This window comes from Micromonospora sp. NPDC000207, from assembly GCF_040300925.1.
Taxonomy (GTDB): domain Bacteria; phylum Actinomycetota; class Actinomycetes; order Mycobacteriales; family Micromonosporaceae; genus Micromonospora.
Genome location: NZ_JBEPEQ010000037.1, coordinates 38,011 through 49,380 on the forward strand (window position 1 = coordinate 38,011; position 11,370 = coordinate 49,380).

Sequence of the window (11,370 nt, forward strand, 5' to 3'; positions counted from 1 at the left end):
TCGAGTAGCCGACCCAGGGCAGCGTTGACCTGCGGAAATACGGCGTCGGCTTGCTTGATGGGTGTTTGATGTGGGTGGCCCCTCCCCCTCGAAGGGGCCACCCGGGATGCGGTCAGCGGGGGCGGGAGTTGCCCTGCTTGCTGCTGCTGGACGTGAGACCGTCGCGGATCCGGTCGGCCTCAGCGAGGTTCCGGTCGTCGGCGGCCCGCTGATTGCGGTCCCGCTGGGCGGCGAGACTGCGCACCTCGGCCGTCACCGCACACCAGCCCGAGTTGCGGGCTGCTGCGGCTCGTACCGGCTGTTCATCGGCAGGTTCGCCGGGTAGCTGCCGTTGCGCTGCGCGGTGGAGATGGCGTTCGGAGTGGCGGCCTGCCCGACGGCGCAGGCCAGGTTGCGGCGGGCGCGCGGGTTCACCGGGTCACCTCAACCCCGCCGTACCGGCCGTCCCGGTACTCGACCGCCCGCCGGGACTGGAACGCGGCACACGCCGCCTGCTCCAACACCCGCCGGCCCTTCCCGGTCACCTCGACCAGCCGGAACCCGTCGCCACCGCCGACCGGGGCGGCGTCGCCCCGAGCCAGAGCGAGCTGCACCCGCAGGCGCACCTCACCGGCAGCATCGGCCGGGACCGTCGAGGGCAGGACCACCGTCCCGTCGCCGTCCACCGTCACCGCCTCTGTGTCGATCAGCTCCAGGACGGAGCCGGTGTAGAGGAGCGTCACGACGCACCGCCGACCAGCTCGTACCAGCCGGGCAGGACCACATCGCCCACCCACCGGCCGTCCAGGCGGCGGCAGTCCGCGACCTGCCCGACTGCCGACTCGACCACCAGGACGAGGCACGGGTCGGTGAGGCAGCGCCACTGCTGGCCAGCGGCCGGGGCCGGGGCCACGGTCACCTCGTCCGGGTCGCAGTCCAGCAGCCCCCCGGGCAGAGTGTCGACGGCGACAACAGCATCACCGCCCACGACCACCACCTCGGCGACAGTTCCGGCGGTGAGCCGACCGTCACGGTTGACGGCAACCACGTCACCGACGGTCGGCAGGGCGGCGTTCATCGTGCCACCGCCTTCACCGCGTTGAGGCCGTTCTTGTTGAGGGTCAGCGACACGACCCGCTTGCGGGTGCCCTCGAAGGTGAGGACACCGAAACCCTTCCGGGCCAGCGCCCGCAGCGTCGCGGCGGTGACACCGTCGCCGACGTGCACGACCCCGTCCCGGTGGCTGTTGATGGCCCGCTGCTGCGGTGCCGACAGCTTGGTGAGGTGCGCGCCCGCCATGGTGGGACGGACCTGCCGGTGGGTGCCAGCGGGGATCGTGTCGGCCAGGTTCCGGCGCACCATGTCGGCCAGCACCACGACCGCCTCGGTGTCGGCCGGGGACTCCAGCCGGTCGAGCAGACGGTTGATGTGCTCCACCCGGTTGCGGGACGGCAGGTCGCGGCGGGCCTGCACCCGGAACAGCTCGGCGCGGAGCGCGTCGTCCAGGGCGGCGACGATGCCGGCCGGCTGAACGCCCTGCTGTCCGCCGTCGCGGATGACCCGGTGGATCAGGTTCGCGGTGTCGACGTCGGCGACGGTGAACGACAGTTCGTCGTACCGGTGGTCGCCGGTGGCGGCGAACGTGTTGATGGTGTACCCGCCATCGACGGGCAGGGACAGGACCACCTGGTAGTGGCCGTAGGGAGGGCGAGCATCCTGCTCACCGGACGTGCTGATGACGCTGTTGGTACCGTTCATGGATCGACTCCTGGTTAGGTCAGGCGGTCGGTTAGGTGCCGGAGTGTTGACGCACTCCGTAGTGCCGGGCCCTCGGCTGGTGTTGACGCACCCGCCGAGGGCTTTCTGCTTGGTGCTGATGCCACTGTAGCTACGTCGAGAGCTACAGCGCAAGACCCGACACGCACCCTGACCAAGATTGTTGTAGCTACAGTCCATGTATGCGTATGATGATCTGTGTAGCTACAGTGAGGGGGTGAAAATGACCAAGACGACGACCGACAACAGCACGCCTACCAGGCCGATCCGCGTCCAGCTCGACCTGTGGGACGAGTTCGGCGACGTGGCCAAGCAGCTCGGCTCCAACCGCACCGCTCTGATCCTGGAGTTCATGCGCTGGATGGCACGCCGACCCGGCGCCAAGCTGCCCAAGCGACCCACGAGCGTGCCGCCGGCCGCTAGTTCTTCCTGATCCAAAGAGGCGGCCCCAACCCGGTGTCCTACCACCGAGCCGGGGCCTACGACCGATCGAGCCTGCGCCCATCCGCTAAGACAGAACGGACCTGACCAGCCGATGCCGAAGATACGCGCCCTCTCGACCCGTACAGACGTACGGGTTGGCGGTGATCGTCGGTGACTTCAACCACGGAGCCACAGAGCCCGAGCGATCCCGGCTGGGTCAGCCGGGTCTGCATCGCCTGGGTGATCGACGACGCACCCTGCCCGACTGAACTCTTCCCCGTGCTCGCCACCATCGCCCGACGCTGCAACAACGACGGCACCGGCTCGTACCAGTCGAAGGCGACGATGGCGAAGAGGACCGGCAAGTCCCGCGACCAGGTAGACGCTGACGTGAAGAGACTCCTGGAGCTGGGGTTGATCCGGCTGGGCGATCAGTCTCTGCTCGACGACACGAAGATCCCCGAGTGGCAGCGCCCCAAGGTGTACGACGTCGCCTTGGAGATGCGCGGAGACAAGCCGATGAAGGCAGGGCGGAACAAGAACGGCAAGAACAAGCGAACCGACCCCCCGGGTATGGATACCCCCGGGGGTACCGATACACCCCCCGGTACCGATACCCCCACCCCAGGGGGTACGGATACCTCCTCCCCGGGGGGTACCGATACCCCCCAAATAAGCCTTTCTAAAAATCCTTTGAACAACCCTTCTTCTCTCTCTGCTCGTACGTCCGTTCCACCTCCGCGCGACCCCGCCGCCGGAGAGAGAGACGAGTCGACTTCGTCCGAAGACCCAAACCTCACCCCGCAGCAGCAGCTCGTCATCAAGAACGGCTGCCCCCCACACCTCGCGCTCCACGTCGTCGACTTCATCGAAGCCACCAACACCATCAACAGCCTCGGCTGGTGGTACACCGCAGACAGCAACGGCAGCCTCCGCACCCAGGTAGCCGCCGCCCTGGTCGAACTCGCCAAGCCGATCGGCGGCGACCCCGACAGCACCACCGGCCCGCACTGCCCCACCTGCCAAGACACGGGCAAACTCACCGTCCGCCTCATGTACGAAGGCGACAGCGAGAAGACCATCGACTGCGACGACTGCACCAACAACGGCCGAGGCAAATGCCGCCACCACCCCGGCCAGCCCGCCCACAACTGCGGAGCCTGCCGAGGTGACCGCATCGCCGCCACCAACCAGCAGGGCCGCCGCCGCGAACGACCCAACGCGAACGCCAGCAACGCATCCGACTGGCTGACGGTCGGCAGACACGAGCCGTACCGCAACTACGCCGACCACGAGTACCTGGCGTGGGAAGGCAACCATCACCTACTCGAACCCGCACCGGAGGCAGCCCCATGACTAGCCCCATGCCCATCGAGACCCGCTACGCCGGCTGCCGGTTCAGGTCCCGCCTCGAAGCACGCTGGGCGGTCTGGTTTGACCACCTCGGCATCAACTGGCAGTACGAGACAGAGACCTACCTGGTCGGTCCGAAAGGAAGCCAGCGCGGCTACCTGCCCGACTTCTACCTGCCGCGCCGGGCACTGTGGGTCGAAGTCAAGGGGCACGTCGCTGCTGCCAACTACCCGTTGCTGGTCGCTGCCGCGCACCCCGAGCATGGTCTGCCCATCTCGCTCGGCACCACGCCTGACGATTTCGCCTACTTCAAGCAGCGCCTCCTGGTTCTTGGGCCGGTGCCGCGTACTGCCGGATTTCACCTCTCGCTGCTGCTAATCGGCGGGGTGCTGTCTGAACAGCTTGTCACCCCGATCTGCAAGTCACCCCAGGGTCGGAATGACGAACATGATCACCTCATGTCGCCGGTCCTCGGCCCACGGCGAGTGGAGCCGAACTCTGACGGCGAGTACGTGCCGCCTCCCTGCATGCTCGACGAACGGGGTTATGGCTTCCCGTGCCCTGATATCTCCGCCGCCTACACCGCCGCCCGTTCGGCCCGCTTCGAGCACGGCGAGCAAGGCTGACCACCCGCCCAACCCCGGAGGTAGCCCCATGACCAAGCGCAGCGACGACCACGACATGCTCACCCCCGCGCCCACCGGCGACATGCCCGACACCGGCCTGTTCGCCAACACGCCCGCCCCGAAGTCGCGCCGCACCCGACCCGCCAGCACCAACGGGGACCCGATCCTGTTCGCCGAGGCGCGTCCCGCGAAACGCACCCCGGCCACCCCGCGCAAGCCGCAGCCCCGCTGGCGGGACGAAGACATGCCCCTGCGGCCCGGTGACGTGATCGCCGTCGGGCTCGACAACGGCCGCTGCCCCGTCGGCCGGATCACCGGCGTCAACGACTTCTACATCCGTCTCGCCCTCTACTCGTGGATCACCCGCCGGTTCACCGCCGGGGAGGCGGTGCTGCGGCACGGTCAGGTGCGGGAGTTCTCCCCGCTGGCCGTCCAGGACGACGATGACGTGTACGACATGGAGCCGCTGCGGCAGTTCCAGGTGGCCTGGGAGAAGGGCGAGCAGTGACCGCCGTCGAGCAGCCACCGGTCGACTTCCTCGGCCCCGCCGCGCACGCCATCGTCGCCGACGACGCAGCCGCCCGTACGCACTTCGAAACCCACACCGTCGATGAGTGGGCGGCCACGCTCGCCGACCTGCGCATTCAGCTCACGGAAGCCCGGAAGGAGACGCCGTGACCACCCCGCCCGCCGACGACCACGAACTGTGGCTCGACCAACTCCAGCACGCCCTCGACGACCTCGAACGGGACGTGCAGATCGCTGGCTGTCTCACCCACGGCACCGCCGAAGCCGCCGTCACCCCCGCCATCGGCGGCGAGCCGATCCGCTTCCTGCTCGACCGGTCATCCCTCGGCACACCCGACGCGCGCGCCCTCGCCGCTGGCACGCCCGATGAGGTGGCCCGGCGGATCGTCGCCCGCGCCGACGACATCGCCGACCAGGCATGGGAGGCGCACGCCGCCGCCCTGCCCTGCAACCTGTACTGGTGCCCCACCTCCGGCCGGCAGGAATGCCACACCCGGGAGCATCGCAGCTTCGACGTCTGCTGCGACCGGCCCGACCTCCACCAGTCGGTCACCGAACCCGTCGCACCCGCCGAGTAGAATCAGCGGCAGATCGGGTTGCACGACACACGCGAACCGGGGCCGACTCCCAACCCAGAGGCCCCGGCGTGGTTCCGCCTCTGATCGGCGCACTGCCGGGAACACCCTCCCGGGCCTGCCCCGACCGGTAAGCGGCCGAAGCTCGGTGCGGTTGGGGTGTCCGATCGGCAGGCCACGACGTCCGTGCGGGCGTGGCTGAACGGTGAGCGCGGCTCTGCGTGGATGCGGCCCTGGCCCCCGAGGGAAGTTCGGGATCGGCCAGGGCCGCCGCACGTAGCCGACCCGGACCGCGTCCCTGGACACCACCGAGATCCGGAGTAAGGTCACCGAGGACACCCCATCGGGGGGTGCCAGCAGCAACACCCCTATCGGAGGGAGAACCCGGCCATGCCGTTGAGCAGGTTGGCGCAGCAGTTCGCCGACGAAATCCGGCAACACGACTGGTCAGACGCCCCATACCGGGCCGACCGGGCAGGACATCGGCGGGAAGACGACATCCGTCACCGACGCAACGTCCCCCAGTTAGACCAGGCGGAAACTGACACCATCCGCATCAACGTCATGTGGGTCACCGCCCAGGTGCTCGCCTACAACGACCCCAACCTCGACGTGTACGAGTACGCCGAGGCGTGCGGCGTCAACACCCGCACCGCCAGCGGGCGTCCCCGCTCCGGACACATCACCGCCGGCCTCCGGGGCATACCCGGCGTCGGCTACGCCCAGCCCGGCGCCCGAGACGAGGAGTGACCTGATGGGAAAACCGATGCCCAACAAGCAGATCCTCCCGGTGATGGAAAGGCTGCTGCGGCTGGCCGAACACCCCGACTACACCAACGTGGCCTGCTACGGGGCTGACAGCATGCCGGGCGGGCAGTCCCCGGCCGGGGTGAAAGCCCTCGCCCTGTCCGGCTCCACGTCGCTGCTGTGGTGCGCCGTCGTCCCTGCTGACGCACGTCCGGTGTCGGGGGAACTGGCGGAGGAGGCGATGGTGTGCATGCCGGGACGGACCCTGCGGCTGGCGCACCGGCTACTCGACGCCGCCCGCCCGGACGAGTTCGTGTCGTGGGAGTTGTGTGCCGCCTCGGGGGTGGGCTGGCCGCGACACGGAGAATCCCCCTCCGCAATCCGTGTCACTGGTAGTGACGGTTCGGTAGCCTATCTGCGGGCTACCGCAGCGTCCGGGCCTCGCGGTGCCGCTGGCGAACCGAAAGAGGACCCGTGCCCGGACTATCAGATCCCCCAGGGGGTGCTGGAGTGGCACCACAGTCGAAATGCAGCAGTTGCGGTGCCCGCGTAGGTCCGCCGCCGGGCCACCCGTGTCCGTTGCATCAGCCGGCAGGGAGCCGGGCAACATGTGAGGGCAGCGGGAAGCCGACTGTCGAGATGTGAAACGGCACCCCCGGCGCGGCGCATGTCGCCCCGGGGGTGCCTTTCTTGGTAGACCGGTCTGGTGCACACCCCGTGGACCGAGTTGCCCGACACTGTCCGCCGGGCTGTTGCTGCGCACACCGGCACCATCCGGCAGGTGACGCCTGCCGATGCCGGGGCGACATGCCGGCTGGCCGCCACGCTGCACACCCCCACCGGCCGCGTGTTCTGCAAGGGGCTCCCGGTCAATGACCGGCTGGCGTGGACGCTGCGCAACGAAATCCGCGTCAACCCGCACCTGCCCGGCATCGCCCCCGCACTGCTGTGGCACGTCGAGCAGGGCGGCTGGCTGCTCGCCGGCTTCGAGCACATCCCCGGCTGGCACGCCGACCTGCGGCCCGGCTCACCCGACCTGCCCCACCTGGCCGCCACCCTCACCGCGCTCGCCACCGCACCAGCGCCCGCCTTCCTGGTCCGACCGTTCACGGCCCGCTGGGCTGGGCTGATCGACCCCGAGCACGTCGCCGGGGAAACACTCGCTCACACCGACATGTCCCGCCGCAACTGGCTGATCAGCGGACACGGGGCTCGGCTCGTCGACTGGGCCACACCTGCTGTCGGGCCGCCGTGGCTCGACACCGCGATGACGGTCGTCCGGCTGGTTCGGTACGGGCACAGCCCCTCTGACGCCGAGACGTGGGCGCAGCAGATCCCCGCCTGGGCCACCGCCGCCGACGAGGCGCTGACCTCGTTCACCGATGCCCTCACCCGCATGTGGCAGCGCCAGCAGAACCAGGCTCCAGCAGCCCACCGGGCAGCGCTCATCGATGCCGCCCGCACGTGGCACCTACACCGCACCCGACGTCCCGCGCTCACAGCAGGCTGACCGGGCACTCCACCCAACAAGGGGAAGCACAGCCCGCCTGGACCGGACTAACCTGCCCGGATGATCGACCCCGCCGATCTTGCCGCAGCACTCCGGCACCGCATCGCGGCGTCACTCCACGACTACCTCAACCCCGAAGATGGCGACCCCAGCAACTACCCCGCCGCCTATGACATCGACGCAGAATTTCGGCTCTGATCCGCGCCGGACAGCACCCCGGCGTCGTCACGGTGGAGACATACGACGAGTGGGGCGGCTCCACCAAACCCGCCGGGGTTCGGGTCCTCCTGGTCGACGACTCCCAGCTGTACGGTTCGATCCTCTGACGCTGGCACACTCGACTTCATGACGCGCCCTGCCATCACGATCGACCCGGCCGTGGCATGGGGCGGCCCAGCAGTGCGCGGCATCGGCACCGTGCACATCGCCGGAGCCGTGTCCGCCGGTGACACCGTGATGGCGGTTGCCGCCGACTACGGGCTCACCCGACACGAGGTGCTGCTGGCCTGCTGGTGGGAAGGCACCCAAGGCGAACACCGGCAGGCGTGGCAGGAGTGGGCTGAGCAGGCGCACCAAACCCTAGGCGGCTGGACGGCCGCAGAAGTGGACGCGATCCCCGACCCGCCCACACGCACCAGCACACGAGAGAGCCCCGGCACCTCCACCTGAGGGCCGGGGCTCCACCGCGCCTGGGTCAGGATGCCCGCCACCGCCGGTACGGGTCGTCGCGATCCTCCGAACACACCATCCGGGTGCCCCGACTCGTCACCCCACGAGCACCCTCCGGGGCGCAGAACGTGCCCGGCTTGACAACCCGAAGGCTGATGCTGCGAGACGGCTTCGGCGTCGGCTTGACGGTACGCGGCGGCCTGGTGAACGTCGGCGCTGCACTCGCCGTCGCGGGAAAGGTGACCACAGGCCGGACGGGTAGGGAGGCTGCCAGCGTCGGGGGCATGCTGACGTTCGCCGACGCTGATGGCGACGGTGTGGTCTTCGGATCTAGGGCTTCCGCCGCCGCCCCGTAGATCATCACGGCTATGAAGGACAAGGCGATCGTGCCGATGGCTATGAGTGTGGGGTTGGGTTGGGAGACCTTGCGCACCGGCTGAGTGTGGTGGCCGTCGGCGGGTTCGTCACCGGCCGATCGGGTGGGGTGGCTGTCAGCTAGACGACTTCGGGGCGCGCTTCGGCGGGCGGCCCGGCTTCTTCGGTACTGGCTTGAACTCTTTGAGGCGTTCGAGCATCGGACCGGGGTTCCTGGTGAGCAGAACCAGGCAGGCCACCAGGAAGTCGTTCATCGTCCAGCCGTTGCTGGCGAGCACCTGCTTGGCTTCGTCGCGCAGTTCGGTGGTGGGGCGCGCGAGTACACCCGGGTTCTCGTGCCGGTCGGGGTTCTTCAGCTCGCGGGCCATGCGGTCAGTCTGCCATGTGGTTAGCCACACGGGCGAATCCCCGCTAGAATGTGGTTAACCACTTACCGTCAACCGATGGAGGGCAACCCATGGACCAGCACGCATCCCTGACCATCGACGCCTTCCGCACCACGCTCACCCTCGTCGACGGCGGGCGCACCAACCGGCACAACATCCTCGGCGACGACGACGGCGACTGGAACAACAACCCCACCGTCTACTTCCGGAACGCCGCCGACCGGAAGCTGGCCGCCCTCGGCCACACCCGCACCGGCGAATGGACGTACAACGCCAGCCGAGACACGCACATCGCAACCATCACCAACTGACCGAACGGAGCACTGCCCATGGCCTGGACCGTCATTACCCACCTCAACTACGGCGGGTACGACCACATCGGTGCCGTCTCCGGCCGTGTCGGTGCCTACGGACACAACATCCACGCCGCCCACGTCAGCGCACGCAGCGCCGACGACGCCATCAACCAGGTCCGTGAAGCGTTCCACCTTATCGGCCCCGACCGTGTCACCGCCGACGACGCCGTTCCGCCGAAGGCCGACCGGTGGACCGTCGTCGGCCTCGCCGACAACGGGACATGCGCCACCCACACCGTGCTAGCCGTCATCGAAGGCGGGCACGAGGTGCACGGACGCCGCGATTCGATGCTGTCCCACCGGTGGACACGGATCGTGGACGCCCCCACCGCCGAGGCTGCGGAACGCGCCGGGGAGGAGGCTGCCGCCGCCGACTACGCCGACACCTGGAACTGACCGGCGTACCGCCGCCCCGGAACCCGCGTCCGGGGCGAGCGGTAGCCGACCAGACCAACTCGAAGGAGCCCTGCCATGCCCGATTTCCTGATCACCTCGCTGATCCTGCTCGCTGTGTTCGGCGCGGCCGTCATGATCCACAGCTTCACCCGATGACCGTGACCGCCTCGATCGAGGTCACCGCCTACTGGGGCGACATCGACACCCTCCACACCCTCCACATGATCGGCCCCTACCCGGACGAGGCCGCCCGAGACGCCGACCTCACACGGCTTCGCGCCCTGCCCGGCAACCAGGGCGACGCCAAGTTCCACCCAACCCGCAAGAACCCGGACCTCGCCGAACAGCGCTGCACCCCCGACAAGGTCGCCGGCATCAAGCACTTCAACCAAATCGTGGGCGCCCTGTACGGGTACGAGGTCGGCGACGACGGGGGCGACCAGTGACCGCAGCCCGGCCGCCCGTGTGGCTTCTCGACGTGGACGGGGTGATCAACGCCAGCAAGCCCGGCTGGTCCGCCCCACCCCGCACCGCATACGCCTACGCCCAAGGGCAGCAGTGGAAGATGCGCTGGGCACCCGCCCTCATCACCCGCATCCGCGACCTCCACAACAACGGCATCGTCGAAGTCCGATGGTGCACCACCTGGTGCGCATACGCCGACCAGCTGGAACGCCTGTGGGCGCTACCGCCGCTCGGCCGTGCGTTCACCGACGACGTCAACGGCCACGCCGCATCGGTCGCCAAACTCGCGGCAGTCCGGCAAGTCCTCACCGAAGGCCGCCGGCTCATCTGGACCGACGACACCGAGGTCCCGCTGGGCGGCCCGCTGTACGACGAACTGATGGCCGATGTGCGGGTGCTGCTGTGCCGGCCGAAGGCGAGCCGGGGTTTGCAGCCGATCGAGGTGGACGACATCGAAGCGTTCGCCACCAAGGAGCAGCCCGTGACCGACCCGTCAGCCCTCTACCACACCCTCGTCCGCCTCGCAGCCATCAACGCCACCACCGTCACCCTCGTTATCCCGGCCAGCAACTTCGAGCAGGTCACGCTCGCCCGCGACAACATCAACATCCCGCTCTGGCTGCTCGACGAGAAGCCCGGCTACCGGTTCTTCGCCCAGGTCAACATCTACGCCGAGCGCCCAGAGCACATCATGCTGTGGAACTGCGAGCGAGACTCGGTGGCGGCGGCATGACCGACCTAGCCCCCGAACGAGAGGACCAGCCGTGAAGCGGCGAGTCGTCTTCGCCGCATGGCTGTTCAAGCGCAGCCGCGTCGCCCGCACCGCTTTCGTGTTCGCCGTCTGGCCACCCGCCTACATTGCCGACCGGGTGCGCGGCCACGAACCGCCGTCGTGGCGGCGAGGCATGGAGTGGGCGCGCACCGGCCAGCCCAACAACGAGCCGACCATTCCGGTCAGCGACACCCCCGCCGTCGTCCGCCGACGGCCGACCGCCCCAAGCAAGGAGGAACCATGACCGACCCGACCACCATCGTCCTGTGCGGAAGCGTCACCCGCGCCATGGCCGCCATGCGCGCCGTCGAGCGTGCACTGGTGCTGGCCGGGCACACCGTCTACGTGCCCTGCCCACCCCCACCGGGGGAACCGCCCCTCACCGGCCAGCAGCTCGCCAACCTGGCCGCCGGCCACCGCCGCGCCATCCGGGG

At 69.0% G+C, this 11,370-nt stretch carries 23 protein-coding genes; 17 read left to right on the plus strand and 6 right to left on the minus strand.

Annotated features, from left to right (window positions below; genetic code table 11):
• Positions 1-112: 112 nt before the first annotated feature.
• The 5 genes from ABT336_RS12095 to ABT336_RS12115 are packed head-to-tail and all read right to left on the minus strand — an operon-like array spanning position 113 to position 1,737.
• Positions 113-256, minus strand: a complete 144-nt coding sequence (locus ABT336_RS12095; protein WP_350896566.1) for a hypothetical protein — start codon at positions 254-256, stop codon at positions 113-115.
• Positions 253-414, minus strand: a complete 162-nt coding sequence (locus tag ABT336_RS12100) for a hypothetical protein (protein WP_350896567.1) — start codon at positions 412-414, stop codon at positions 253-255. Before ABT336_RS12100 ends, ABT336_RS12095 begins: the two co-directional genes overlap by 4 nt.
• Entirely contained in the window at positions 411-722 is a 312-nt protein-coding gene (locus ABT336_RS12105) for a hypothetical protein (RefSeq protein WP_350896568.1), read from the minus strand. Before ABT336_RS12105 ends, ABT336_RS12100 begins: the two co-directional genes overlap by 4 nt.
• A complete protein-coding gene (locus ABT336_RS12110; RefSeq protein WP_350896569.1) occupies positions 719-1,057 on the minus strand; it encodes a hypothetical protein in 339 nt (112 codons plus the stop codon). Before ABT336_RS12110 ends, ABT336_RS12105 begins: the two co-directional genes overlap by 4 nt.
• Positions 1,054-1,737: a hypothetical protein gene (locus ABT336_RS12115; protein WP_350896570.1), complete on the minus strand. Its 684-nt coding sequence runs from the start codon at positions 1,735-1,737 to the stop codon at positions 1,054-1,056. Before ABT336_RS12115 ends, ABT336_RS12110 begins: the two co-directional genes overlap by 4 nt.
• Before the next feature lie 241 nt (positions 1,738-1,978).
• Here ABT336_RS12115 and ABT336_RS12120 point away from each other — a divergent pair, with 241 nt between their 5' ends.
• The 11 genes from ABT336_RS12120 to ABT336_RS12170 all read left to right on the plus strand — a co-directional run bounded on the left by ABT336_RS12120 (position 1,979) and on the right by ABT336_RS12170 (position 8,186).
• Positions 1,979-2,188, plus strand: a complete 210-nt coding sequence (locus tag ABT336_RS12120) for a hypothetical protein (RefSeq protein ID WP_350896571.1) — start codon at positions 1,979-1,981, stop codon at positions 2,186-2,188.
• Between the two features lie 161 nt (positions 2,189-2,349).
• Positions 2,350-3,534, plus strand: coding sequence for a helix-turn-helix domain-containing protein (locus ABT336_RS12125; RefSeq protein WP_350896572.1), 1,185 nt, complete (start codon positions 2,350-2,352; stop codon positions 3,532-3,534).
• 8 nt (positions 3,535-3,542) lie between these two features.
• Positions 3,543-4,157: a PDDEXK family nuclease gene (locus tag ABT336_RS12130; RefSeq protein WP_350896573.1), complete on the plus strand. Its 615-nt coding sequence runs from the start codon at positions 3,543-3,545 to the stop codon at positions 4,155-4,157.
• A 28-nt stretch (positions 4,158-4,185) separates the two neighbouring features.
• The gene (locus ABT336_RS12135; RefSeq protein WP_350896574.1) at positions 4,186-4,665 is read left to right on the plus strand and encodes a hypothetical protein; all 480 of its coding nucleotides are present in this window, start codon (positions 4,186-4,188) and stop codon (positions 4,663-4,665) included.
• Positions 4,662-4,835: a hypothetical protein gene (locus tag ABT336_RS12140; protein ID WP_350896575.1), complete on the plus strand. Its 174-nt coding sequence runs from the start codon at positions 4,662-4,664 to the stop codon at positions 4,833-4,835. Before ABT336_RS12135 ends, ABT336_RS12140 begins: the two co-directional genes overlap by 4 nt.
• Positions 4,832-5,263 (plus strand): hypothetical protein, encoded by a 432-nt coding sequence (locus ABT336_RS12145; protein ID WP_350896576.1) that lies wholly within the window; start codon positions 4,832-4,834, stop codon positions 5,261-5,263. Before ABT336_RS12140 ends, ABT336_RS12145 begins: the two co-directional genes overlap by 4 nt.
• Positions 5,264-5,824: 561 nt before the next feature.
• Positions 5,825-6,010 carry a hypothetical protein gene (locus ABT336_RS12150; protein WP_350896577.1) on the plus strand — a complete coding sequence of 62 codons (186 nt, stop codon included), beginning with the start codon at positions 5,825-5,827 and terminating at the stop codon, positions 6,008-6,010.
• Positions 6,011-6,014: 4 nt separating this feature from the next.
• The gene (locus ABT336_RS12155; protein WP_350896578.1) at positions 6,015-6,560 is read left to right on the plus strand and encodes a hypothetical protein; all 546 of its coding nucleotides are present in this window, start codon (positions 6,015-6,017) and stop codon (positions 6,558-6,560) included.
• 228 nt (positions 6,561-6,788) lie between these two features.
• Positions 6,789-7,517: a hypothetical protein gene (locus tag ABT336_RS12160; protein ID WP_350896579.1), complete on the plus strand. Its 729-nt coding sequence runs from the start codon at positions 6,789-6,791 to the stop codon at positions 7,515-7,517.
• Between the two features lie 60 nt (positions 7,518-7,577).
• Positions 7,578-7,715, plus strand: a complete 138-nt coding sequence (locus ABT336_RS12165; RefSeq protein ID WP_350896580.1) for a hypothetical protein — start codon at positions 7,578-7,580, stop codon at positions 7,713-7,715.
• Positions 7,716-7,862: 147 nt separating this feature from the next.
• Entirely contained in the window at positions 7,863-8,186 is a 324-nt protein-coding gene (locus ABT336_RS12170; protein WP_350896581.1) for a DUF433 domain-containing protein, read from the plus strand.
• A 491-nt stretch (positions 8,187-8,677) separates the two neighbouring features.
• On the opposite strand, the gene ABT336_RS12175 is transcribed toward ABT336_RS12170, so the two are convergent.
• Positions 8,678-8,929 (minus strand): hypothetical protein, encoded by a 252-nt coding sequence (locus tag ABT336_RS12175; RefSeq protein WP_350896582.1) that lies wholly within the window; start codon positions 8,927-8,929, stop codon positions 8,678-8,680.
• A gap of 89 nt (positions 8,930-9,018) precedes the next feature.
• On the opposite strand from ABT336_RS12175, the gene ABT336_RS12180 reads away from it, so the two are divergent.
• From ABT336_RS12180 to ABT336_RS12205, 6 genes are all read left to right on the plus strand, one after another.
• Entirely contained in the window at positions 9,019-9,258 is a 240-nt protein-coding gene (locus ABT336_RS12180) for a hypothetical protein (RefSeq protein ID WP_350896583.1), read from the plus strand.
• A gap of 18 nt (positions 9,259-9,276) precedes the next feature.
• A complete protein-coding gene (locus tag ABT336_RS12185; RefSeq protein WP_350896584.1) occupies positions 9,277-9,699 on the plus strand; it encodes a hypothetical protein in 423 nt (140 codons plus the stop codon).
• Between the two features lie 152 nt (positions 9,700-9,851).
• Positions 9,852-10,145: a hypothetical protein gene (locus tag ABT336_RS12190; protein WP_350896585.1), complete on the plus strand. Its 294-nt coding sequence runs from the start codon at positions 9,852-9,854 to the stop codon at positions 10,143-10,145.
• Complete coding sequence (locus ABT336_RS12195; protein WP_350896586.1) at positions 10,142-10,897, plus strand: hypothetical protein; 756 nt, start codon at positions 10,142-10,144, stop codon at positions 10,895-10,897. The genes ABT336_RS12190 and ABT336_RS12195 overlap by 4 nt, the downstream gene beginning before the upstream one ends.
• A gap of 31 nt (positions 10,898-10,928) precedes the next feature.
• Positions 10,929-11,180, plus strand: coding sequence for a hypothetical protein (locus ABT336_RS12200; protein ID WP_350896587.1), 252 nt, complete (start codon positions 10,929-10,931; stop codon positions 11,178-11,180).
• On the plus strand, positions 11,177-11,370 hold a 194-nt coding region (locus tag ABT336_RS12205; RefSeq protein WP_350896588.1), incomplete at its 3' end, for a hypothetical protein. The genes ABT336_RS12200 and ABT336_RS12205, both read left to right, overlap by 4 nt.

Excerpts from the sequence above, each read along its gene's own strand:
- ABT336_RS12110 (WP_350896569.1), bottom strand. The coding sequence starts at position 1,057 with ATGAACGCCGCCCTGCCGACCGTCGGTGACGTGGTTGCCGTCAACCGT.
- ABT336_RS12115 (WP_350896570.1), bottom strand. The coding sequence starts at position 1,737 with ATGAACGGTACCAACAGCGTCATCAGCACGTCCGGTGAGCAGGATGCT.
- ABT336_RS12120 (WP_350896571.1), top strand. The coding sequence starts at position 1,979 with ATGACCAAGACGACGACCGACAACAGCACGCCTACCAGGCCGATCCGC.
- ABT336_RS12130 (WP_350896573.1), top strand. The coding sequence starts at position 3,543 with ATGCCCATCGAGACCCGCTACGCCGGCTGCCGGTTCAGGTCCCGCCTC.
- ABT336_RS12135 (WP_350896574.1), top strand. The coding sequence starts at position 4,186 with ATGACCAAGCGCAGCGACGACCACGACATGCTCACCCCCGCGCCCACC.
- ABT336_RS12150 (WP_350896577.1), top strand. The coding sequence starts at position 5,825 with ATGTGGGTCACCGCCCAGGTGCTCGCCTACAACGACCCCAACCTCGAC.
- ABT336_RS12155 (WP_350896578.1), top strand. The coding sequence starts at position 6,015 with ATGGGAAAACCGATGCCCAACAAGCAGATCCTCCCGGTGATGGAAAGG.
- ABT336_RS12165 (WP_350896580.1), top strand. The coding sequence starts at position 7,578 with ATGATCGACCCCGCCGATCTTGCCGCAGCACTCCGGCACCGCATCGCG.
- ABT336_RS12170 (WP_350896581.1), top strand. The coding sequence starts at position 7,863 with ATGACGCGCCCTGCCATCACGATCGACCCGGCCGTGGCATGGGGCGGC.
- ABT336_RS12175 (WP_350896582.1), bottom strand. The coding sequence starts at position 8,929 with ATGGCCCGCGAGCTGAAGAACCCCGACCGGCACGAGAACCCGGGTGTA.
- ABT336_RS12180 (WP_350896583.1), top strand. The coding sequence starts at position 9,019 with ATGGACCAGCACGCATCCCTGACCATCGACGCCTTCCGCACCACGCTC.
- ABT336_RS12185 (WP_350896584.1), top strand. The coding sequence starts at position 9,277 with ATGGCCTGGACCGTCATTACCCACCTCAACTACGGCGGGTACGACCAC.
- ABT336_RS12190 (WP_350896585.1), top strand. The coding sequence starts at position 9,852 with ATGACCGTGACCGCCTCGATCGAGGTCACCGCCTACTGGGGCGACATC.